This is a genomic window from Falsihalocynthiibacter arcticus (assembly GCF_000812665.2).
In the GTDB taxonomy this organism is placed as follows: Bacteria; Pseudomonadota; Alphaproteobacteria; order Rhodobacterales; family Rhodobacteraceae; genus Falsihalocynthiibacter; species Falsihalocynthiibacter arcticus.
Map to the genome: position 1 here is coordinate 2,579,503 of NZ_CP014327.1, position 20,029 is coordinate 2,599,531.

25 protein-coding genes are annotated in these 20,029 nt (G+C 52.8%); 15 read left to right on the forward strand and 10 right to left on the reverse strand.

Annotation, left to right across the window (positions count from 1 at the left end; all coding sequences use genetic code 11):
- Nucleotides 1–62 precede the first annotated feature (62 nt).
- Nucleotides 63–746: a GntR family transcriptional regulator gene (locus tag RC74_RS12765; protein ID WP_039003907.1), complete on the forward strand. Its 684-nt coding sequence runs from the start codon at nucleotides 63–65 to the stop codon at nucleotides 744–746.
- Nucleotides 747–882: 136 nt separating this feature from the next.
- Here RC74_RS12765 and RC74_RS21790 read toward each other — a convergent pair whose 3' ends face one another.
- From RC74_RS21790 to RC74_RS12775, 3 genes are all read right to left on the reverse strand, one after another.
- Nucleotides 883–1,044 (reverse strand): DUF1328 domain-containing protein, encoded by a 162-nt coding sequence (locus RC74_RS21790; RefSeq protein WP_039003906.1) that lies wholly within the window; start codon nucleotides 1,042–1,044, stop codon nucleotides 883–885.
- Nucleotides 1,045–1,165: 121 nt separating this feature from the next.
- On the reverse strand, nucleotides 1,166–1,501 hold the full coding sequence (locus tag RC74_RS12770; protein WP_039003905.1) for a phage holin family protein: 336 nt from the start codon (nucleotides 1,499–1,501) through the stop codon (nucleotides 1,166–1,168).
- A gap of 5 nt (nucleotides 1,502–1,506) precedes the next feature.
- Nucleotides 1,507–1,800, reverse strand: coding sequence for a glycine zipper domain-containing protein (locus RC74_RS12775; RefSeq protein ID WP_039003904.1), 294 nt, complete (start codon nucleotides 1,798–1,800; stop codon nucleotides 1,507–1,509).
- Nucleotides 1,801–2,215: 415 nt separating this feature from the next.
- On the opposite strand from RC74_RS12775, the gene RC74_RS12780 reads away from it, so the two are divergent.
- Nucleotides 2,216–3,238 carry an AI-2E family transporter gene (locus RC74_RS12780; RefSeq protein ID WP_052275066.1) on the forward strand — a complete coding sequence of 341 codons (1,023 nt, stop codon included), beginning with the start codon at nucleotides 2,216–2,218 and terminating at the stop codon, nucleotides 3,236–3,238.
- Here the strand turns inward: RC74_RS12780 and RC74_RS12785 are convergent.
- The 3 genes from RC74_RS12785 to RC74_RS12795 are packed head-to-tail and all read right to left on the reverse strand — an operon-like array spanning nucleotide 3,235 to nucleotide 5,727.
- Nucleotides 3,235–4,986, reverse strand: a complete 1,752-nt coding sequence (locus RC74_RS12785; RefSeq protein ID WP_082802287.1) for a sensor histidine kinase — start codon at nucleotides 4,984–4,986, stop codon at nucleotides 3,235–3,237. The genes RC74_RS12780 and RC74_RS12785 overlap by 4 nt on opposite strands.
- Nucleotides 4,983–5,540, reverse strand: a complete 558-nt coding sequence (locus RC74_RS12790; protein WP_039003903.1) for an RNA polymerase sigma factor — start codon at nucleotides 5,538–5,540, stop codon at nucleotides 4,983–4,985. The genes RC74_RS12785 and RC74_RS12790 overlap by 4 nt, the downstream gene beginning before the upstream one ends.
- A 1-nt stretch (nucleotide 5,541) precedes the next feature.
- Complete coding sequence (locus RC74_RS12795; RefSeq protein ID WP_082802425.1) at nucleotides 5,542–5,727, reverse strand: NepR family anti-sigma factor; 186 nt, start codon at nucleotides 5,725–5,727, stop codon at nucleotides 5,542–5,544.
- Nucleotides 5,728–5,833: 106 nt separating this feature from the next.
- On the opposite strand from RC74_RS12795, the gene RC74_RS12800 reads away from it, so the two are divergent.
- Nucleotides 5,834–6,661: a response regulator gene (locus RC74_RS12800; protein ID WP_039003901.1), complete on the forward strand. Its 828-nt coding sequence runs from the start codon at nucleotides 5,834–5,836 to the stop codon at nucleotides 6,659–6,661.
- Nucleotides 6,662–6,732: 71 nt separating this feature from the next.
- Here the strand turns inward: RC74_RS12800 and RC74_RS12805 are convergent, their stop codons facing one another.
- Both RC74_RS12805 and RC74_RS21795 read right to left on the reverse strand, forming a co-directional pair.
- Nucleotides 6,733–7,218 carry a hypothetical protein gene (locus RC74_RS12805; RefSeq protein ID WP_039003900.1) on the reverse strand — a complete coding sequence of 162 codons (486 nt, stop codon included), beginning with the start codon at nucleotides 7,216–7,218 and terminating at the stop codon, nucleotides 6,733–6,735.
- 71 nt (nucleotides 7,219–7,289) lie between these two features.
- Complete coding sequence (locus RC74_RS21795) at nucleotides 7,290–7,412, reverse strand: entericidin A/B family lipoprotein (RefSeq protein ID WP_082802288.1); 123 nt, start codon at nucleotides 7,410–7,412, stop codon at nucleotides 7,290–7,292.
- A 71-nt stretch (nucleotides 7,413–7,483) separates the two neighbouring features.
- On the opposite strand from RC74_RS21795, the gene RC74_RS12810 reads away from it, so the two are divergent.
- Nucleotides 7,484–7,699, forward strand: coding sequence for a hypothetical protein (locus tag RC74_RS12810; RefSeq protein ID WP_039003898.1), 216 nt, complete (start codon nucleotides 7,484–7,486; stop codon nucleotides 7,697–7,699).
- A gap of 20 nt (nucleotides 7,700–7,719) precedes the next feature.
- Here RC74_RS12810 and RC74_RS23315 read toward each other — a convergent pair whose 3' ends face one another.
- The gene (locus RC74_RS23315; protein ID WP_250637063.1) at nucleotides 7,720–8,304 is read right to left on the reverse strand and encodes an aldo/keto reductase; all 585 of its coding nucleotides are present in this window, start codon (nucleotides 8,302–8,304) and stop codon (nucleotides 7,720–7,722) included.
- Nucleotides 8,223–8,654 carry an aldo/keto reductase gene (locus tag RC74_RS23320; protein WP_250637064.1) on the reverse strand — a complete coding sequence of 144 codons (432 nt, stop codon included), beginning with the start codon at nucleotides 8,652–8,654 and terminating at the stop codon, nucleotides 8,223–8,225. Before RC74_RS23320 ends, RC74_RS23315 begins: the two co-directional genes overlap by 82 nt.
- Before the next feature lie 195 nt (nucleotides 8,655–8,849).
- Between RC74_RS23320 and RC74_RS12820 the strand changes: the two genes are divergently transcribed.
- From RC74_RS12820 to RC74_RS12870, 11 genes are all read left to right on the forward strand, one after another.
- The gene (locus tag RC74_RS12820) at nucleotides 8,850–9,629 is read left to right on the forward strand and encodes an ATP-binding cassette domain-containing protein (protein ID WP_039003895.1); all 780 of its coding nucleotides are present in this window, start codon (nucleotides 8,850–8,852) and stop codon (nucleotides 9,627–9,629) included.
- A gap of 1 nt (nucleotide 9,630) precedes the next feature.
- Nucleotides 9,631–10,623, forward strand: coding sequence for an ABC transporter permease (locus tag RC74_RS12825; protein ID WP_052275065.1), 993 nt, complete (start codon nucleotides 9,631–9,633; stop codon nucleotides 10,621–10,623).
- A gap of 89 nt (nucleotides 10,624–10,712) precedes the next feature.
- On the forward strand, nucleotides 10,713–11,624 hold the full coding sequence (locus RC74_RS12830) for a sugar ABC transporter substrate-binding protein (RefSeq protein ID WP_052275064.1): 912 nt from the start codon (nucleotides 10,713–10,715) through the stop codon (nucleotides 11,622–11,624).
- A gap of 73 nt (nucleotides 11,625–11,697) precedes the next feature.
- The gene (locus tag RC74_RS12835; RefSeq protein WP_039003894.1) at nucleotides 11,698–12,723 is read left to right on the forward strand and encodes a zinc-binding alcohol dehydrogenase family protein; all 1,026 of its coding nucleotides are present in this window, start codon (nucleotides 11,698–11,700) and stop codon (nucleotides 12,721–12,723) included.
- A 1-nt stretch (nucleotide 12,724) separates the two neighbouring features.
- A complete protein-coding gene (locus RC74_RS12840) occupies nucleotides 12,725–13,504 on the forward strand; it encodes an SDR family NAD(P)-dependent oxidoreductase (RefSeq protein ID WP_039003893.1) in 780 nt (259 codons plus the stop codon).
- Between the two features lie 14 nt (nucleotides 13,505–13,518).
- The gene (locus tag RC74_RS12845; protein WP_039003892.1) at nucleotides 13,519–14,190 is read left to right on the forward strand and encodes an RraA family protein; all 672 of its coding nucleotides are present in this window, start codon (nucleotides 13,519–13,521) and stop codon (nucleotides 14,188–14,190) included.
- A gap of 320 nt (nucleotides 14,191–14,510) precedes the next feature.
- A complete protein-coding gene (locus RC74_RS12850; RefSeq protein ID WP_039003891.1) occupies nucleotides 14,511–15,077 on the forward strand; it encodes a helix-turn-helix domain-containing protein in 567 nt (188 codons plus the stop codon).
- Nucleotides 15,078–15,162: 85 nt separating this feature from the next.
- Nucleotides 15,163–16,365, forward strand: coding sequence for a glycine C-acetyltransferase (locus RC74_RS12855; RefSeq protein WP_039003890.1), 1,203 nt, complete (start codon nucleotides 15,163–15,165; stop codon nucleotides 16,363–16,365).
- Nucleotides 16,362–17,405, forward strand: coding sequence for an L-threonine 3-dehydrogenase (gene tdh / locus RC74_RS12860; RefSeq protein WP_039003889.1), 1,044 nt, complete (start codon nucleotides 16,362–16,364; stop codon nucleotides 17,403–17,405). Before RC74_RS12855 ends, tdh begins: the two co-directional genes overlap by 4 nt.
- Before the next feature lie 23 nt (nucleotides 17,406–17,428).
- Entirely contained in the window at nucleotides 17,429–18,841 is a 1,413-nt protein-coding gene (gene thrC, locus RC74_RS12865; protein ID WP_039003888.1) for a threonine synthase, read from the forward strand.
- A gap of 108 nt (nucleotides 18,842–18,949) precedes the next feature.
- Nucleotides 18,950–19,870, forward strand: coding sequence for a LysR family transcriptional regulator (locus RC74_RS12870; RefSeq protein ID WP_052275063.1), 921 nt, complete (start codon nucleotides 18,950–18,952; stop codon nucleotides 19,868–19,870).
- The last annotated feature ends 159 nt before the right edge of the window (nucleotides 19,871–20,029 follow it).

Sequence of the window (20,029 nt, forward strand, 5' to 3'; positions counted from 1 at the left end):
GGCCAAAGGGCCACGAGGCAACTTTCTGTTGTAACTGACAGAAATATCGATATTTTAACGCTATGGAAAAATTAGATTTATCACCCGCTGTTGAGACCACCTCATCCGAACCTTCGGCGACGCATAGTGCCTATCTTGCGCTGCGGAAAATGATCCTCGCGGGGGAGCTTGAGCCAGGTACCAAGCTTAAAATCGAAACCCTGCGTAAGAAGCTCGATACGGGGGCATCGCCCATTCGCGAAGCGCTCAGCCTGTTGACGTCGGATCAGTTGGTCGAACGCATCGACCAGCGCGGCTTCAAAACCGCCGCGGCCAGCAAGGCGAATTTTGAGGAGATCCTGCATCTACGGTGCGCCCTTGAGAGCATGGCCCTTCGGATGAGTATCGAGCGTGTAAACGACGCTTGGGAAGAAAATATCGTTCTGGCGCACCATCGCATGGTACGCGCGCAGGGCGAGACAACAGAGGTGTTTGAAGCGCATCATCGCGCGTTCCATATGGCGCTTTTGGAAAATTGCGGCTCGCCGATTTTACTGCGCATGTGCGGCCAGCTCTATGATTTGAACATCCGCTATCGCTTTCTCGCCAACCGTTCGCAAAACTATACCAAACGCGATGTCTCGGGGGAGCACGAGAAACTCCTTGAGGCCTGCGTTGATCAAAACGCGGATTTGGTGACAGAACGCCTGTGCGACCATTACACCAAAACAGGTGCCTTTTTGACGGGGCTGTTTACCAACGGGTAACTTCGCAACGTACTCAAAAGGGGTCATTTCAAATTTAATCGCGCCTCTACTCTAAACGAGTGGCGCGATTGCGGGGCGGTGTTCAAACCAGAAAAGGGTAGGGCCCCCCCCCTATACATGTTTTTTCATGTCGAGTTTAGCCGCGAACAGCGCGCGCCACCAAAGTAATGATAAACAGAACGATGAAGACGAAGAACAAGATTTTCGCGATCCCTACGGAGGCAATTGCGATCCCGCCAAACCCAAATACAGCCGCAACCAATGCGACGACTAGAAACGTTATAGCCCAACCAAGCATGATATTTTCTCCTTTTAAAGGTGCAAATTGTGGTGTCTGAAAGGTAAACGCTTGAACCTTAGTTTTGTTCCAATGCCCTTTGGCCAAGCGCTTAAAACGGTTTTGGCGTTACCAAAGGGCGTTAGGTGTGGCGATTGCGGCTGGCAAATCGACTGCCCTCCTCAAGACCCGCCGTGAAGGCATCGGCCAAAGGCGGCGCACTTTGAGCACGAGGCTCTTGGGGGAGCCTTTGGTTTAAGCGCGTGGTCATCACGAGCGCGCCCAGGCAGGCGAACCCAAACCAAACCGCCCCGACCACCAGCAAAGCCAGCGGTTTCGAGAGAGCGGCGGCGTCTAGTCCCGCAAGAGCCGCCGCCGTGAGGAAGCCTGCGCCAATAGCCCCCGCTGCAGCTGTCATTGTCCATAACGCCACCCATCGAAACGAGCGACGGGCAGCATTTTGAAGGTGATCAAACATGGCGATTACCGGCGGTTGCTTAAATAACCAAGCACAAACCCAATACCTGCCGCCGTCGCGGTGGCCGCTACGGGCTGGCGACGCACGGCATCTTGCGCCTGCGCACTCAGCAAACTCGCGTTATCAGCTGCGGTCTTGGCCTGTGACGTGATTTGCTCTTTTGCAGTGTCGCGAACAGATGCCGCTTTGTTTCCTGCAACCGTCGAAATAGTGGCAGTCAGATCGGCAATGTCCTGACGCAGGACTGCAAGTTGTGCGGTGATTTCTTCAGAATTCGCTGTTGCTATGTCTTTAGCCATTTTTTCAATCCTTTGTTGCTTGTGGTTACACAAACTCAACGTCCGCCCTCGCGAAAGGTTCCACGTTCTGCAAATTATTTTTAGAAGGACGAAAATTGCGCGCCAAACACGCGCTGATTTAATTGGGCCATTGTTCTAAATGCTTGGGCCACGGATAAGGTGCTGTGCCGTGCTTTATTTTTAAGTTTGATACTAATCGTACACCATTGCGTTGGTTATACACGCCACATTGGGTTATGAGTGTATGTCTCTTGGCCAAGTGAGTTCATCCGTATCGACCTTGACGGGGAGGGTTCGTTTCTAAAAGGTCTTTCCTAATAAGAAGCGTGATTTGCCTCGTTCTAAACTCAATATTTCCGCACCGTGCAACCCTCACTCTGGGCGCTTTCTTCCGTTTTCAAAGGGCTAAATGCTAATGTCAAAATCAATCGCCTTGAACATTCTTGCAACGCTTGCCGTGATCGCCGCCTTTGATGTTGCGGAGCCGTTACTTGCCCCCATCGTGTTCGCCATTGTGACCGCGATGATATTAGCGCCGTTTATGTCGCGCGCTGTTAAATCGGGGATTCCGGCCCCAATTGCCGCAATGAGCGGGTTGATCCTCGCCTGTGCCATTGGGGCCATGTTCCTCCTCTTCCTCGAACCCAGTGTAAGCGAAGCCATCCGCCGCGCGCCCGTGTTATGGAATGAATTTCAGTCAAGTTTTGAAAGCGTGCGGCAGTTTTTACGCGGTGTCGAAGCCGTAACCGAGGAAGTTGCGTCTGCGTTGGAAAGCAAAGGGGATACTGGGTCTATTGCGATGCAAGCTGCCGATGCAGCGCCGCCCGCAAAGCCCTCAGCAATGCCAGATGTTTCAACGGCACTGGCTTGGGCACCATCCGCAAGTGGGCAGGTTCTGGTCTTTTTGGGCACGTTGTTTTTTTTCCTGCTAAGCCGCGAAGAACTCTATCGTTTGGTCGCGCGCGCCACCCCAGGGCTTTCTCGATACCGGTTTCGCCGCGCCGAATTGTTGATGTCGCGCTATTTTGTTGCGGTCGCCATCATCAACGCTTGTTTTGGTGTTTTGGTCACCGGGGTTTTATGGGCGATCGGCATGCCTTCTCCCGCGTTCTGGGGTGCGATTGCCTTCTTGGTGAATTTCGTACCCTACCTAGGCCCCGCGATCTTTGCCTTCGCGCTTTTTATTGCGGGCCTCATCCAGTTTGACGGCGCCTTTACGATGGTCCCCGCGGCCGTCTATATCGCGCTGAACATGATCGAAGGACAGTTCGTAACGCCCACCGTGGTGGGGAAACGCATGTCTATCAATCCCTTCGTTGTATTTGTTACTATCGCCTTCTGGATCTGGCTTTGGGGCCCCGTCGGCGGGATTATTGCAATGCCCGTCTTTATCCTTGCCCTGTCCCTCACGGGCGCCAGAGCGCGGCGCGCGGCCTAGGATTCGGGATTGAACGGGTGCGCTTGAAAACGTATCCGAATACGATGCTCGCCTGCCTCACGGGTGGTTTCCACGTTGGTTTCCAATTGCCGCGCAAAGGCTTTGATTAACTGCTCTCCAAGGCCGGTGCTCTCGGCCATGTCTTCGGGTATCGCGGTACTCTCTGAGCTAATGGAGTTGGCGACGGATATTTCGACGATTTCGTCCCCGAGATCCAGAAAATTCACGGTAACCCAGCGGTTGCCACTTTCATCCGTCCCTAAATATTTTAGCGAATTTGTAACAGCTTCAACCACCAAAAGGGCCGTCGGGACTGCCTGATCCGGATACAGGATCACGGGATTAAATTTCAGGGTGATATCTGGGGGAGCGGCACTTTTGGGAGCAAGATTAAGCAGCGGATTGATAACGTCGCGCAGCAAGTCGTCCGCTTGAATACGGCCCATTTCGGACGCCTGATACAGTCTGCGATGTACCGTCGCCATCGCGTTGACGCGTCCGTTGACGTTATTGAGTGCGGCAGCGACGACGGAGTTTTTCGTCTGCCTGATCTGGAGATTCACGATAGAGGAAATCAGTTGCAGGTTGTTCTTCACCCGATGATGCACTTCCTTAAGCAAGACATCCTTGTCGTGCATCGCATCCATAAGCACGGCTTCGTCGCGAATGACGGCATCGGCCATGGTGGAAAACTGGGTTTCAATGGCCTCAATTTCCCAAGGTAAATTTGCGGGTTTATTGGGATCAGGGAGCGTGCGGTGATTGACGAAACCGCGCATCTTAAACAACAGCTTGCGCAGGGGGCGGACCATTTGCATCTGCACGGCCACATAAACCAAAGCCAAGCTAATGACCCACATCAACACAGGAAAAAGGGACGGAGGTAGCGCAATTCTAGAGCCTTGCTGTGCTGTTCCGCTTTCCCAACTGCCCACCGCATAATAGACGCCATCGACAATCGGAATGATCGAAAAAACGCGGATTTCTCCGCCCAGAGTTCGTGTCTCGACCCGTTGTGTGCCTTGCCCTGTCAAAGAGATCAAATTCACCGCAGGCGGCAAGCGCCGCGTCGAGTTTTCCAAGTCCCCTGTCGTCGTGAGCACTACGCCGTCGGGGTTGATAGTGAAAAGTTCAAGCGGCGATTTGGTGCCGCCCTCAAGGGCTTCCTGTGTATTGAGTTCGCTGTTGGGAATGGAAACGGTAACATAACCACCCGCCGTGCCCGTCACGGGAACTGATGCAACGACCCCTGACTTTCCGGTGCGCTTGGCGTAGCTGTTCAGGCGGGGTTTTTGCTCATCCTCTGCGATGAACTCCTTAAAATGCGCGCTGCTTGAAACGTCAAAAGGTTCGGCTCGATTGGAACACTCGACATATCCTGAGGGGGGCACATATTCGGCAAAGGAAAACCGCCCTTCGGATTCCGCAACAAAGCGCGTCAAAACCGCAGAACACGCCTGCGCATCGCCAATAATATCAGAAACCGCCGACGTGAGGGCCTTTGCAGCGCCAAGCCCCTCCATGATTGCTTCGCGTTCTGACTGGGCATAATAAGCGGTGCGGGCGTGAAGATTGAGGTTACGCACCTCGGCCAACTCCCGTTGCAGCACCTGTGTTTGATGGACGGCAATCAGCCCGAGAGGGAGCAAGGCGACCGTCAAAGTTGCCGCTAATTGTACTGACAGCTTGCGCCAAATTTTTTGGCCGTTCTCCGCGCCCAACACCTGCGCCGCGTTGCCTTGCGTCACGCGGCGGCACCCCCGTTTTCGGTCACCACGCCCTGCGTAACGCTATCCGTCATTTCCAGCGCGTCTTCCTCCTGAAGGTGCATAAGTTCGGCCAGCGTTTTTCGCCCTCGGTTCAGGCGGCTTTTGACTGTGCCCACCTTTACACCACAGGCCTCGGCGGCCTCCTCGTAGGAATATTGCAACACGCCAATTAGGGTGAGAACCTCGCGTTGCTCTGGTGGTAATTGTTTGAGCGCCTCGCGAAACTCGCCAAGCTGGAGGCGACCATCGTGAGCGGGTTTTTCCGACAGTTTTTCCGCCATCACCCCATCCACATCTTCCACTTCGCGCACGGATTTCCGTCGGTTGGAATAAAACGTGTTGCGCAGGATCGTAAACAACCAAGCCCGCATATTCGTACCTTCTTCGAACTTCTCCAGATTGGTCCAAGCTTTAAGAACAGTATCCTGAACCAAATCATCCGCAGAAGCGGGGTTGCGGGTAAGGCTGAGGGCAAAAGCGCGCAAAACTTTCATGTGACTGATCAACTCAGCCTTCGCATCCTGACGGTCCATATTAGCTCTCCGACCGATCATCCGAACTTGCGGATTTATCCATTGCGGGTGCATCCAGTTTGTCCAACTTCTCTAGGAGTTGAACAAGTCTGTCTGGAAGATCCCCATGGGCATCCTCTTCGAAAACCCGCCTTAGGTTTTCGTCGATTTGTGTCTTAAGGTCAGGTCTGATTGTTTTTGGTGCCACGTCGTACCTATCGGATATGTTGAAGTGCAAAAAAACTCGCGTACTCTGGAACAAACGCACGACTGGGACGTTTGTTCCATGAAAAGTTTAGAAACAGGAGAAAAGAATGTCCAACACTTCTAATAAATCCCTGACAATGTCCGATCTGATCGGGCCGCACTTGCCATATTTGCGTCGGTACGCGCGGGCGTTGACCGGGTCGCAAACCAGTGGCGACATCTATGCGGCCTCGACCCTTGAGGCGGTTTTGGCCGATCCATCCTGTTTTGATGCGCCACGCCTTGGGGGGAAAACCGCCCTGTTCCGTGTGTTTCACATACTTTGGTCAAGCAGTGGGCAACCGATTGAAGATACTGCCGAAAGCCTGCGCGCCAAGGCCCAGTCCTACCTCTCGCGGCTCACTTCTAACACGCGCGAAGCCCTGCTTTTGTCGACGGTCGAGGGCTTCAATGCCAAGGATATCGGCGCGATCATGGATGTTTCTGAACAAGAGGCCACAAGTCTGATCCAACTTGCCCGCGATGAAATGCACCAGTCCGTATTGGGCAAAATAATGATCATTGAGGACGAGGCTATTATCGCGATGGACCTTGAAAGTATTTGTTCCATGATGGGGCATTCGGTGACAGGAATTGCCCGCACGCGCGCGGCCGCTGTGAAATTGGGCCAGACCGAAAAGCCGGATTTGATTTTGGCGGATATTCAACTTGCCGACAATTCAAGCGGCATTGACGCGGTAAACGACTTGCTCGCAGAACTCGGCGATGTGCCAGTTGTGTTCATTACGGCCTTTCCCGAACGCTTGTTGACTGGCGAGCGTCCAGAACCTGCTTTCCTGATTGCAAAGCCTTACCAGCCGGATCAAATCGTTTCCGCCATCAGCCAAGCGATGTTTTTCGCTTCAACCGAAACGCTCAAATCTGCTTCTGATTGAGGGCAGACCCATAAGACACCAAAAAAGGCGGACCCTTGGGCCCGCCTTTTGCGTTCGTTTCGTCTGGCAGGTTATTTAACTTTGTCTGCTACGTGTTCGGCAAATGAATCGATCATCGCGTTGTAGAACGCTTCATTTCCAACATTGAGCACCGTCACATCGGTGCCTTCTGGATAGTAAGCTTGGGCTTGCACCGCCGTAACCGTCAACTCGAAACTCTCGTGTTTGGCGGAGTCATCTTCCTTAATCACAACGTCGCCTTTAAGCTGCGTTTCGGCAACACCAAGCATTTGCGACAGGCTATTCGCCAAAAAAACCTCATCAATGTCGATCAAGATTGTGGCCCCTTCCTCGGTGATTTGATCCACTAAAAGTTTGGCAATGGCCGTTTCGAGATCGTTCGCGATGTCGTTCCAGACTTCTGCGGCTTCGACATCCTCGATGGCGGTCAAGTCAATCTCGACTTCAATTTTTTCGATATCGGTGGTTGCGTAGGCTGCGCTTGCACTGATTGCAGTTGCAGAAAGAAGGGCGGTAAGGGATGTTAATAGTTTCATGGGGCATTCCTTTAGATTTTAGCGGGCGGTTCTTGCCCTCGATTTTAAGGGGGGAAGTGAAACAATTGCGCTTACTTGTTGGCTTCGTCTTGGATCACTTCACCTGCGTTTTCAACGTCTTGTCCGACGCCCTCGACGGTCTCACAGGCGGCAAGGGTTAGGACGCAGAGGCAAGTCATAGTGAAACGAAACATGGTGTTCTCCTTTTTGCTCGTCGATGATTAACCAACGTGCCTCATTGAAAAATGTTCCATGAAATTAAAATATGGCAGAAGTTTTTTTGGATTTACTGTGGGGAGCGACGTTGGGGAAAACCCATTTTCGTAGTTTCAAAACGGTGTCGGAAAAATCGCGTCTATCTGTGATGCTCTCGCTCGGATTTGCGTTGCCGCGCGGTCATATAGAGGGCGTACGGCGCGAACGCGTTCTTGTGGTTCGGCCTGAATTCCTGCGGTTTTTGTGGGGCGGGTTTGGTCCGTAAACACCACCGCCCCCTATCGATTAAAGTTTCAACGCATCGAGATTGCGCGCGAGGGATGAAACCTTGCCAGTACCTAAGAGCACACTTGCGACGATGTCTTTTGAGAGGCCAAATTGCATTGCGGCGGTTGCCAGCGGTATCCCGTCACGCAAGCACTCTTGCTCAAGGGCGCGCGTTTTCGCAAGGATTTCCTCGGACGCAGGGGCGTAATCAAAGTGCGCGCCTTCCTTGGCACCGGTGGCCAGAATCCCAGAGTTGAAAATCCCTCCGAGGACAAGGCTCGTGTTGGCCTGTTGGCAAAGCGGTATGAGTTCCTTTTCGGCACTTCGGTCTAGCAAAGTCCACCGGCCTGCGAGGAGGATAACATCGAGTGTATGGTGTTTCATGACGTCAACACAGACTTCACATTCATTAACGCCCAGCCCATAGGCCCCAATTTTACCGGCGACTTTGAGGCGTTCCAGCGCGGGGAGGCCCGTTGAAAGCAGATCCTCCATATGGCGGTCATTATCGGCCCCATGTGTCAGTTTTCCAATGTCGTGCACATAAACGATGTCAAGGTGATCGACGCCCAACCGCTCAAGGCTCCCTTCGAAACTCTCCATAATTCCGGCACCAGAATAGTCATACCGCACGTCGTTGGGGAGGGGGAGACAAACCCGTCCGCTTCGCTTCTCTGCTTCCCCGGAGTCAAAACACGACCAACCTTGGACGAGAGGGTGACTTCATTTTTTGGTACAGTTTGCAGGAACCGCCCTAGGCGTGTTTCGGATAAACCACGGCCATAATGGGGGGCCGTATCAAAATAACGAATGCCTCGCTGCCAAGCGTAGGACAGCACATCATGCGCCGCTTTGTCCGACACACTCACATATAGATTGGCGATGCTGGCGCAGCCAAAGGAAATATGGCTAACGTTTACATCGGTGGTGCCTAAAGGTCGTGATTGAAGCATTGTGTTGTCTTTCTCGTTTAAGCGGCGTTGGTGGATTTCATTTTTCTTGGCAGCAAAGTTTATGGGGAAAGTGCTGCCCTCATTATGCAGGTTTTGTATTTATATGCAAAAAAAACCTTTGACAGCGAGATAGGTTGTTTTTTATAGATAAGTAACAGGTCGACAATTCGATGTGTAAGTGGAGGAGGGACAGTGATGACGAGCGCGGGTATTCCAAAGATTATCCTAGAGGCCAAGGGGATCAGCAAGCATTACGGCGGCGTTAAAGCGATCGACGACGTAAGTATCGACCTTCGTGAAGGCGAGGTTCTTGCGATCGTCGGGGACAACGGGGCCGGGAAATCAACATTGGTTAAGGCCATCACCGGAGCGCTTGCCAAAACAAGCGGAACTATTTTTCTGGACGGCAAAGAAGTTCGGATTGATAGCCCCACGGACGCCAAAGCTGCCGGTATGGAAACCGTCTATCAAGACCTCGCGCTGGTGAATGAATTGTCGATTACCAAAAACGTATTTTTGGGACGCGAGATCGTTAGAAAAGACATTTTGGGTCGCATTTTTGGCGCGCTCGATTTCAAAACAATGGACGCAGAAATTCGGACCTTGTTTGAGAAGCTTGATATACGGATTGCCGACATCTATCGGGATGCGCAATCATTTTCTGGCGGGCAGAGACAGGCCGTCGCCCTTTCTAAAACAGTGATGTTCGGCAAGCGGATTGCCATTCTTGATGAGCCAACTGCGGCGCTCGGTGTGCGCGAAAGCAAAATGGCGATGGACCTTGTGCGATCCCTCAAGGATCACGGATTGTCGGTCATCATGATCACCCACAACATGCAACATGTCCTGAATTACTGCGATCGCGTTGCGGTTCTCAGGCTGGGGCAACTCTCGGCGGTTCGCGATGTGAAGGATGTCGATGGCGACACGCTCGTCGGATTGATTACGGGCACTATCGATACGAAGGCGGCTTGATATGACAACGACCAATGAAAACAGTTCAACATCCATAACGACTCCGACAGCAAATTCGGGGAATTGGGATGCCCTCAAGCACCAATTTATGCAAATTTGGCAAGTGCTTGCCGCGCTGGCGCTCATTTATATGGTGTTTTTTATCCTCTCTCCGCCTTTCAGGAGCGTCGACACACTTCTCTCAATCTTCGGACAGGCCTCAATCCTGGCGATCTTGGCATGCGGCACGACAGTTGTGTTGATTTCGGGCGGGCTTGACCTGTCTGTTGGTTCGATTTTTGCCGTTGTGGGCGTCGTCGTTGGCATTCTGCTGGCGGAATACAACCTGCCAGTCATCGTGGCCGTTGGGCTTGGGCTTTTGACGGGCGTTGCCCTTGGGGCGTTGAACGGCATCCTGCAAGTCGTCACCCGTGTTCCCGCGTTCATTGTGACACTCGGCGGGCTTACCGCCTATAAAGGCGTTGCGGAAATTCTGGCAAGCGGACGTGATTTGTCGCGCTTTCCCGATCAGTTTCAACTGCTCGGTTCGGGCTATGCGGTGCCTATGTTCATCATGTTTGGGGTTGCGCTTCTGACGGGGCTTTTCCTGACCAAAACCCGCCTTGGAAATCACGCTTTTGCAATTGGTGGCAACGAAGAGGTCGCCCGCCTATCCGGTGTGAATGTCGCCAAGAGCCGCATCTATTACTACATGATAGGCGGCTTGATGGCGGCAACTGCGGCGATTTTGGAAGTGTCCAAACTCAATTTTGCCATGCCCGCCCGCGGTCAAAGCTACGAGTTATTCGCAATCGCGGCGGTGGTTATTGGCGGCACCAGCCTGTTTGGTGGGCGCGGCGGTGTTGGTAAAACCATCATCGGAATGCTGATCATGCAGACCATCATTGTGGGCCTTGCGTATATGGGGGTCGGTACATCGATCCAGCGGATCGCCATTGGTGCCATCATTATTCTCGCCGTTTACTGGGACGTCTGGAGACGTCAGGCGCGATAATCCGAAATCAAGAAATTTGCATCCAAAGCTGAGGAGGCTTTGGACACAATCTCGCCCGATACGGGCATTCAATCCAACGGAGGACAACTATGAAACGAACAACCCTAAAAGGCCTCGTAACTGCCGCAACACTGACGGCTGCAATGTCCAGCGCGGCCATCGCTGCCGATCTTAAGATTGCCTATACGGGCTATTCTACGGACAATACCTTCTGGATCGGTGTTGCGAATTCCGCAGCGGCGACAGCAAAAGAAATGGGCGTTGAGCTGATCGACATGACAGCCTCTTCCCCCGATGCCGCAGCTCAAAAAGACGCCGTAGATCGCGCCATCAATATGGGCGTCGACGGTATCATTATTGGCGCTGTTGATAACCGCGCCTTTGACGCATCCCTTGATATGGCAGCGAAAAAAGGCATTCCCGTCGTTGCTGTTGATACCGGAATTGAACACGAGCACGTTAAAAGCCTCGTTCAAACTGACAACCTTGCCGCTGCTGGACTTGCGGGTGACTATATCGTCAGCAAGATTGATGGCGGTACTGTTTTGATCCTTGGCGGCTCTGCGGGTCACCAAACGGGCAATGCACGTCGCGACGGTGTTCTGAATGCTGCCGAAGCTGCCGGCCATGAAGTCATCTTCCAAATCTGCGATTGGCAGGACGCTTGTGCGTATGAAACCACAATCAACTTCTTGCAATCCAACCCAGATATCCGTGCGATTTTCGGCGCATGGGACCCAGGCGCACTTGCCGCGGTTTCCGCAGCAAACGAGCTTGGAAAATTGGACGATCTGGTCATCGTTGGATTTGACGGCAACCCTGCCAACTTGGCCTCCATCGAAGCCAACGAGCAAAGCGCTACTATCAAGCAAGACAACGTCCGGATGGGCGCTGAAGCTGTAGCCAATGTTATTGGTCTGATCAAAGGCGAAGAAGTTCCAGCGTTTACGCCAATCGACGGAATTTTGATCACCTCCGACAATGTTGCAGAATTTAAATAACTCTAAAAATCGGGCGCCCAGAAGGATTTTGGGCGCCCACTCCATTTTAAGTCATTGGGAATTAGGTCACGTCATGAAAGCTTTGGTAATTGAAAAAATTGGACAGGCTGGGTTTCGCGAAATCGACGCACCTCAACCCAAAGCGGATGAAGTGCTGATTGATGTTAAGCATGTGGGGCTGTGTGGGAGCGATTTGAACACATTTCGTGGTACCAACCCTCTGTCAAAATTGCCCAGAATTCCAGGTCACGAAATTGGCGGTGTCATTCGCTCCGCAGGCAGTGAGGTTCCCGTCGAATTTTCCAACGGCGCATCGGTCATTGTCATCCCCTATTCGACCTGTGGTAAATGCTCTTCCTGTCTGAATGGCCGCGAAAACGCGTGTAAATATAACGAAACGCTTGGCGTTCAAAAAGACGGCGGGATGTCGACCAGCATTGTGGTCCACCACGACCGTTTGATCCGAAATGACCAATTGAAGCCTGCACATCTTGCCCTTGTAGAGCCGCTGTCTGTTGGCTTTCATGCCGTCGCCCGTGGGCGGGTGAGCGAAAAGGATACTGTCGTCGTTTTGGGCGGTGGAATGATCGGGGTCGGCGCAATGCTCGGCGCAAAGGCGCGCGGCGCGCGGGTTATTGCTGTTGAAGTGAGCGAAGAAAAACACGCTCCTCTTCTTGGACTCGGTGTCGATCACGTGATCAACCCTATGAAAGAAGATCTGGAGAAAACCCTCGCTACGCTAACCAATGGCAACGGAGCGGATGTCGTGGTCGAGGCCGTGGGGCTTCCCGAAACTTTTCGCGCGGCGATTGATTTGGTCTGTTTCTCTGGGCGCGTTGTCTATGTCGGCTATGCCAAATCAGAAGTGAGCTACAACACATCCTTGTTCAACCTCAAAGAGCTCGACATCCTTGGTTCCCGCAACGCCACGCGGGCCGATTTCGATGCCGTTATCGCGTTTATTTCTGGTCAAGAGGAACTGGCCTCAAGTTTGATTTCGCGCGTATTTCCATGGGCAGAGGCAGATCAGGCTTTTGAATACTGGGAAGCCAATCGCAACAAGACCTTCAAAGTAATGATTAATCTGGCAGATGGCTAAAATGACCAGCACCAGTTCGCTCGAGAGAATTTATAGCCTCAAAGGGCGAACTGCGTTGGTCACGGGCGGCGGCACAGGGCTTGGTAAGGCGATCGCCACCTGCCTCGCACAGGCTGGCGCAAAGGTCATTATCGCTGGACGCCGCGCGGAGGTTCTTGAATCCGCTTGCAAAGACATTGGGCACGGATGCTGCTCCCTGCCTCTGAATTTGGAGAAAACTGACACGATTGCTGCCTTCGCACAAACCCTCGCAACCCGCTTTGGCCCCGTCGATATTTTGGTGAATAATGCGGGAAATACGGTAAAAAAGCCGTTTGAGGAGTCCTCTCTGGAGGATTTCGACAGCGTTTTTGACGTCCATGTGCGCGGCGCGCTCGAACTTACCCGCGCTATTATCAAGCAAATGTTGGTGGAGGAGCGGGAAGGATCAATCCTGTTTACCTCCTCCATGACGGCCTATATCGGCCAGCCGATGGTGTCGGGATATACTATTTCAAAAACCGCGATTAATGGCGTCGTTCGGGCATTATCCGCAGAATTCGCGGGGCGGGGAATTCGCGTGAACGGGGTCGCTCCCGGATGGATCGACACAGAGCTTTACAGGGCGGCGACCAGTGGCGATGCCGCCCGCCAAACCAAGATCCTGAGCCGTATCCCAATGGGCAAGCTTGGCGATCCTGAAGATATCGGTTGGTCCTGCGCTTTCCTTGCCTCGGCGGCCGCCAAATATGTTACGGGCCAAGTTATCCTAGTGGATGGCGGCGGCGCGACAGGTTTTTAGTTTAGGAGTTCAAAATGAGTGATTTTAAAAAGTTTAAAGAAATTGAAGATCGGTTGTTCACCGCGGTTATCGGCGACGTTTTGGATGTTCTGGGCTATAGAAATCAATTCCTGCCACAGCCGATCAAACCCCTCGTTCCGGGTAAAAAACTCATTGGACGCGCGATGACTGTGCTGGAGGCCGACTATCCAGCAGGCTCAGGCCGTGGACCATTATCCGACCGACCTTTTGGCCTTTTGTTCGAAGCTTTGGATGATCTCAAAGAGGGCGAAATTTACATCGCAACGGGCGCTTCCTTTGACTACGCGCTTTGGGGCGGGCTCATGACGACACGCGCAACTTATTTAAAGGCCGCAGGCGCGATTTTGAACGGCTTCATCAGAGATTGTGATGAAATTAAAAGCCTGGAGTTTTCGGTATTCTCGCGTGGTTCCTACGCTCAGGATCAAGGTGTGCGCGGGAAAGTCGTCGACTATCGTGTTCCGATTTCCATCGAGGGCGTTCTTGTCCATTCCGGTGATCTGATCGTTGCGGATGATGAAGGGGTCATCATTATTCCTGCGCAAGTTGAAGATGAGGCCATCGCCGCCGCATTGGAAAAAGTCTCTACCGAAAATGAAGTGGCAAAGGCCATTCGACAGGGCATGTCGACCACTGAAGCCTTCGAAACTTTTGGGGTGATGTGAGCGAATAACTCATATGGATGGTTGGCGGACCGAAGCCTGATTGCGCCTTGCCAGCACTTGGCGTCTTTGCTCGAGGCATCATTTGAAGAAATTTTCTCCTCGGCCATTTTTAACCAGAGTGAGGTCAATCCCACAGAAGCCACGCGCTCAAAATAGTGTAATTCTTTGGTTAAGGGGTATAGGTAGGATGACAATTTAAGGGTGGGGCAGTAGACACAAGGCTCGCTTCAGGTTTCGCTCTCCCCAAGAATGCATTATTAAGGCGAGTATTCCACGCGAATGAGTTGTCTAAAACCTTTACTGCGAGAGGCATTCTGAAAATGTCGTCAAATCACGAAATTACACTCCGTTTGGCGAGTCGTCTCAAAGATGAGCGCAAGGAGAAGGGATTGAGTCTGGATGCATTGGCCAAACTTTCTGGTGTATCCCGATCTATGCTGTCCCAAATCGAACGCGGTGAATCCAGCCCGACGGTTGCGAGTCTTTGGAACCTCACGCGTGCTTTGAACGTTGATTTCGCGGAACTGCTCGATGAGAAAAGTAGCACAATCGGTCCCATCCTTGATGTGGTGCGGGGCGAAAGTACGCCCGTTATTCACAACAAAACCGCGCGCTGCTTGATCCGAATACTGAGTGCGCCAGAAGATGTTGGCGACACCGAAGTATATGATATTCATTTCGAAAAGGGCGCGAGCCTGGATAGCTCCCCCCACAAAGCGGGCTGTGTGGAATCCCTAACCGTGCTAGAGGGACGCTTGGAAGTGACGACGGATGATCAAAGCGAAAACGTGACCGCAGGGGATACAATTCGCTACGTGGCGGATAAGGAACACGCCATTCGCGCGCCCGAAAAGTCTCGGGCAATATTGGTGGTAAAAAACGCCTAAAGTTCGGAATGTTGCAAAATAATCCGGTATATTGACAATTCATCCCGTATAATGGATATTGATCCGCTATAAGGGAGACGCGCACATGACGAGCCAATTCTTAGACCACATCACCACAACTCTGGAAAGCATTCAAGCAGAAGGCTTGATGAAGCGCGAGCGCGAAATCCTCTCGCCGCAGAGTGGCAGCATCACAGTCGGGCATTCCGAAAAAGGCCCGACCCGCATGGTGAACCTATGTGCCAACAACTATCTGGGACTGGCCGACGATGCCCGACTGATATCCGCCGCCAAAGCGGCGATGGATAGTCACGGCTATGGCATGGCCTCGGTGCGGTTCATTTGTGGCACGCAGGACATTCACCGTGAACTTGAACAGAAGCTCGCTAAGTTTCTTGGCAAGGAAGACGCCATCCTTTTCGCGGCTTGTTTTGATGCGAATGGCGGCTTGTTTGAACCCCTTCTTACTGCTGATGACGCGATCATTTCCGATAGCCTGAACCACGCTTCGATCATCGACGGGGTGCGCCTCTGCAAAGCGAAACGCTACCGCTACGCCAATTCCGATATGGGGGATTTAGAGGCGCAGCTTAAACAAGCGCAAAGCGACGGTGCTCGGTTTATCATGATCGCGACGGATGGTGTGTTTTCCATGGATGGCTATCTTGCCAAGCTTCCCGAGATTGTGACGCTTGCCGAACGTTATGGCGCGTTGGTGATGGTGGATGATTGCCATTCCACTGGGTTCATGGGGCCTGACGGTGCGGGGACACCATCGCATTTTGGTGTCGATGTGGATATCCTGACAGGTACGCTTGGCAAGGCGCTTGGCGGCGCGCTGGGCGGTTACATTGCGGGACCACAGCAGGTCGTTGACCTTTTGCGGCAACGGGCGCGCCCCTACCTTTTCTCCAACTCGCTGCCGCCTGCGATTGTTGCTGCGGGGATCGAAGCCTTGCGGATCGTAGAGGAGGGCGCCGACCTCAGGGCCAAGTTGTTTGAAAACGCCGACTACTGGCGCGAAGGCCTCACATCGCTTGGATTTGAGCTCCTTCCGGGCACACACCCGATCATTCCTGTGATGCTCGGTGAGGCCCAGCTTGCCCAAGATATGGCGGCGCACCTAAATGATAACGGTGTCTATGTCGCTGGTTTCTTTTTTCCGGTCGTGCCCAAAGGGCAGGCGCGCATTCGCACACAGATGAGCAGTGCTTTATCGCGTGATGACCTCGATTTTGCGCTGGAGGCCTTTATGAAGGCAGGGCGCGCGACAGGAGTATTGGCATGACAAACCTCATGAAAGCACTGGTGAAAGCAAAGCCGGAACAAGGCTTGTGGATGGAACGCCACGCCGTGCCTGAAATTGGCCCAGACGACGTTCTGATCCGGATTAAAAAAACCGGAATTTGCGGTACTGATATTCATATTTGGAATTGGGATGAATGGGCCCAAAAAACTGTGCCTGTCCCAATGATCACAGGGCATGAATTTGCCGGTGAGATCGTGGAAGTGGGCAAAAACGTCTCGGACCTTGAGCTTGGGCAAAGATGCTCTGGCGAGGGGCATCTGATAGGTAAAAACAGCCGCCAATCGCGGGCGGGAAAATTCCACCTTGATCCCAGTACCCGCGGCATTGGCGTGAATGTGCAAGGCGCGTTTGCGGAATACCTATGTTTGCCCGCCTTCAATGTTGTGCCCCTTCCGGATGATATCAGCGATGATATCGGTGCCATTCTCGACCCGTTAGGCAATGCTGTGCACACTGCGCTGTCTTTTGATCTGTCGGGCGAAGACGTTTTAATAACTGGCGCGGGCCCCATTGGCATCATGGCCGCGGCTGTCGCCCGTCATGCTGGGGCGCGCAATATCGTTATTACCGACATAAATACGGATCGGCTCGCCTTGGCTGAGAAGGTCGCAGATGTGGTGCCGGTGAACGCGGCAACTGAGGACCTGAAGGACGTCATTACGCGACTGAAAATGCGCCAAGGCTTTGATGTTGGGATGGAAATGTCTGGAAATCAGGCCGCGTTGGACCAAATGGTGGACGCCATGGTCATGGGCGGGCGCATCGCGCTTTTGGGCATTCCATCTAGCAAAGCGCCCTTTGACTGGTCTCGCATCGTGTTCAAAGCAATCACGATTAAGGGCGTCTATGGTCGTGAGATATTTGAGACTTGGCACAAGATGATTGCGATGTTGCAAAGCGGGCTTGATGTGAGCCGCGTCATCACGCATCGCTTTCCTGTTGATGAGTTTAGAACCGGCTTTGAAACCATGAAGGCAGGTTCAAGTGGAAAAGTAGTCCTCGACTGGACCGCCTCCTAACATTTTCCGAAAAGGGTAGGGATATGGACTATATCAGCACGCGCGGAAGCGCACCAATACTGACGTTTAAAGAGGCCTTGCTCGTTGGGCTTGCCGAGGACGGTGGTCTTTATGTTCCCCAACACTGGCCGAAGTTCAGTGCCAAGAAAATACGGTCGTTTCGAGGCATGCCGTATACGGACGTTGCATTCCACATCATCAGTGCCTTTGTCGACGGGGAGATCGAAGACGCACTTCTGCGCAAAATGATCGATGAAGCCTATGCAACGTTTCATCATCCTGCGGTGGTTCCTTTGGTGCAAACCGGTGCGGATAGCTGGGTGCTGGAGTTATTCCATGGTCCGACCCTCGCCTTTAAAGATGTTGCGATGCAAATTCTGGCCAAGTTGATGGACCACATTTTAACCGAGCAAGGACGGCGTCTTACCATTGTTGGTGCAACGTCTGGCGACACAGGTGGCGCCGCGCTTGAGGCCTTTAAAGACTGCGAAGGGATCGACACATTCTTTATGTTTCCGAGTGGCAAGGTTTCGGATGTTCAGCGTCGGCAAATGACGACCATTGGCGCCGCAAACGCCCATGCAATCGCAATCGACGGATCGTTTGATGACTGCCAAAGCATGGTCAAAGCAATGTTTGCGGACCACGGGTTTCGGGATGCGGTGCAACTGTCTGCGGTTAATTCTATCAACTGGGGGCGGGTCATGGCCCAAACGGTGTATTATTTCACGGCTGCCGCTGCTTTGGGGGCGCCAGATCGGGATATATCCTTCACCGTTCCGACCGGAAACTTTGGCGATATCTTTGCGGGGTATGTGGCAAAACAAATGGGGTTGGGTATTGATCGGCTAGTGATTGCGACCAACGAAAACGATATCCTGAGCCGCACGCTCTTGAGCGGTTCCTACACACTCTCCGAGGTCGAAGTTACCATCACACCGTCAATGGATATTCAGATTTCCTCCAATTTTGAGCGCCTTTTGTTCGATGCTGTTGGGCGAGACCCGAGTGTTGTTAAAAATCTCATGTCGGATTTGAAAAACAAAGGGGATTATGCGCTCCCTGAAAGCGCGCATCGCTTTGTAACGGAGCTTTTTAGTGCTGGCTCCGCAAGTCAGCCTCAAACCCTAGAAATGATGGGCGAGGTTTACAATCGCTCAGGATACCTTGCGGACCCGCACACGGCGGTGGCAATGCGCGTTGCAGAACAAGCAGTTGATCAGACCACGCCAATGGTCACCCTTGCGACCGCGCATCCCGCCAAATTCCCTGATACAGTGTATAAGGCAACGGGGCAGTCGGTAAGCGTGCCCGATTGGGCCACGCAAAGAGCGCAGAATCCGGAAATCCTAAGTCTGATCGAGAATGATCTTGCCGCAGTTGAGGCCTTCATTATCGACAAATCGCGCATTGGGTCCGGTCGCAACGCCGATTAAAATTCGCATTGCCAGTGTGTCATGTTCTTGTCGTACAAAACGCGCTAAGGTCCGTTTGAGGGAACGCTATAAGTTAAGCAGAGCATCCAGCGGAAAGAAGGTAATTTCTTGGAAATTAAATGGCTGGAAGATCTGTTGGCACTTGCGGCCAGTGGCAATTTTCGCATAGCTGCCGAGCAACGTAACGTCTCGCAACCAGCATTCAGCCGCAGAATTCAGGCGCTTGAGGCGTGGGTAGGTACCTGCTTGGTTGACCGAAAAAGCCAGCCTGCATGCCTCACGGACGCGGGGGCGACTTTTGCCGTTGTCGCTCAAACAATCGTCAGCGCTGCCTATCACTCGCGCGAAGACATTTTGGCCAAAGTATCGCTTGAGAAACAGAAAATCCGGTTCTCGACGCTCAGCACACTGGCCCAGTATTTCATGCCCGCGTGGCTAAAAGACCTTCAGCCGTTTATTGACACCGATCAGTTTGTTGTGCGCACCGATTTTGAAACGATTCCGCAATATCTTGTGGGGCTTGAAGAAAACGTTGTGGACCTGTTTATCTCCTATGAGAACCCAAAAGCAGGGTTTTACAGCGACCCGAAAAAGTTTACCTCGCTCACGTTGGGGCAGGAGGCCTTGGTGCCAGTCGTCGCCCCTGATGCCACTGGCGCGCCGCTTTGGTGGCTGCCAGACAGGCCAACGGATCCGGTCCCCTATCTTCATACCGCGTCGTCGCTCTCCCTTTGGCCTGTCGCGGGGCATCTTGAGAAACACTATGGCGATTTAACGTTCACGACGGTCTATGAAGCCTGCATCGCGACGAGCGTAAAAGCTATGGCGGTTGAGGGCTATGGTGTTGCTTGGATTCCCAGCTTTATGGTCGCAGATGACTTGGCCAATGGGCGCCTTGTGCGCGCCGCAGGTATTGCTGACGACATTATTGTCGACATCAACATCTATCGTTGCAAGGATTTCAACGAACCGAAAGTCGCCGCGTTCTGGCGGGCCTTACTTGAGAAGCAGGTAGGTTCTGTTACCTAAATTCGAAGGGTTTTCTCAAGGTTTTGCGGAATGCGCGCGTCTCGCGGCATCTCGGGATTCGTCGTTTTCATACCAATTGTGCATTGCATCAAAGGCCGATGCGTTTCCTGCATGAGGCGCGCTGACATCGGCATTGGACGGCTTTGCCGTAACGCCAAT

Coding starts and splice junctions, on each gene's coding strand:
- RC74_RS12850 (WP_039003891.1), top strand. CDS start 14,511: ATGTCGTCAAATCACGAAATTACACTCCGTTTGGCGAGTCGTCTCAAA.
- RC74_RS12825 (WP_052275065.1), top strand. CDS start 9,631: ATGACAACGACCAATGAAAACAGTTCAACATCCATAACGACTCCGACA.
- RC74_RS12810 (WP_039003898.1), top strand. CDS start 7,484: ATGGCAGAAGTTTTTTTGGATTTACTGTGGGGAGCGACGTTGGGGAAA.
- tdh (WP_039003889.1), top strand. CDS start 16,362: ATGACAAACCTCATGAAAGCACTGGTGAAAGCAAAGCCGGAACAAGGC.
- RC74_RS21795 (WP_082802288.1), bottom strand. CDS start 7,412: ATGTTTCGTTTCACTATGACTTGCCTCTGCGTCCTAACCCTTGCCGCC.
- RC74_RS12800 (WP_039003901.1), top strand. CDS start 5,834: ATGTCCAACACTTCTAATAAATCCCTGACAATGTCCGATCTGATCGGG.
- RC74_RS12765 (WP_039003907.1), top strand. CDS start 63: ATGGAAAAATTAGATTTATCACCCGCTGTTGAGACCACCTCATCCGAA.
- thrC (WP_039003888.1), top strand. CDS start 17,429: ATGGACTATATCAGCACGCGCGGAAGCGCACCAATACTGACGTTTAAA.
- RC74_RS23315 (WP_250637063.1), bottom strand. CDS start 8,304: ATGGAGAGTTTCGAAGGGAGCCTTGAGCGGTTGGGCGTCGATCACCTT.
- RC74_RS12835 (WP_039003894.1), top strand. CDS start 11,698: ATGAAAGCTTTGGTAATTGAAAAAATTGGACAGGCTGGGTTTCGCGAA.
- RC74_RS12790 (WP_039003903.1), bottom strand. CDS start 5,540: ATGGACCGTCAGGATGCGAAGGCTGAGTTGATCAGTCACATGAAAGTT.
- RC74_RS12775 (WP_039003904.1), bottom strand. CDS start 1,800: ATGGCTAAAGACATAGCAACAGCGAATTCTGAAGAAATCACCGCACAA.
- RC74_RS23320 (WP_250637064.1), bottom strand. CDS start 8,654: ATGCTTCAATCACGACCTTTAGGCACCACCGATGTAAACGTTAGCCAT.
- RC74_RS12845 (WP_039003892.1), top strand. CDS start 13,519: ATGAGTGATTTTAAAAAGTTTAAAGAAATTGAAGATCGGTTGTTCACC.
- RC74_RS12830 (WP_052275064.1), top strand. CDS start 10,713: ATGAAACGAACAACCCTAAAAGGCCTCGTAACTGCCGCAACACTGACG.
- RC74_RS21790 (WP_039003906.1), bottom strand. CDS start 1,044: ATGCTTGGTTGGGCTATAACGTTTCTAGTCGTCGCATTGGTTGCGGCT.
- RC74_RS12805 (WP_039003900.1), bottom strand. CDS start 7,218: ATGAAACTATTAACATCCCTTACCGCCCTTCTTTCTGCAACTGCAATC.
- RC74_RS12840 (WP_039003893.1), top strand. CDS start 12,725: ATGACCAGCACCAGTTCGCTCGAGAGAATTTATAGCCTCAAAGGGCGA.
- RC74_RS12780 (WP_052275066.1), top strand. CDS start 2,216: ATGTCAAAATCAATCGCCTTGAACATTCTTGCAACGCTTGCCGTGATC.
- RC74_RS12770 (WP_039003905.1), bottom strand. CDS start 1,501: ATGTTTGATCACCTTCAAAATGCTGCCCGTCGCTCGTTTCGATGGGTG.
- RC74_RS12820 (WP_039003895.1), top strand. CDS start 8,850: ATGACGAGCGCGGGTATTCCAAAGATTATCCTAGAGGCCAAGGGGATC.
- RC74_RS12855 (WP_039003890.1), top strand. CDS start 15,163: ATGACGAGCCAATTCTTAGACCACATCACCACAACTCTGGAAAGCATT.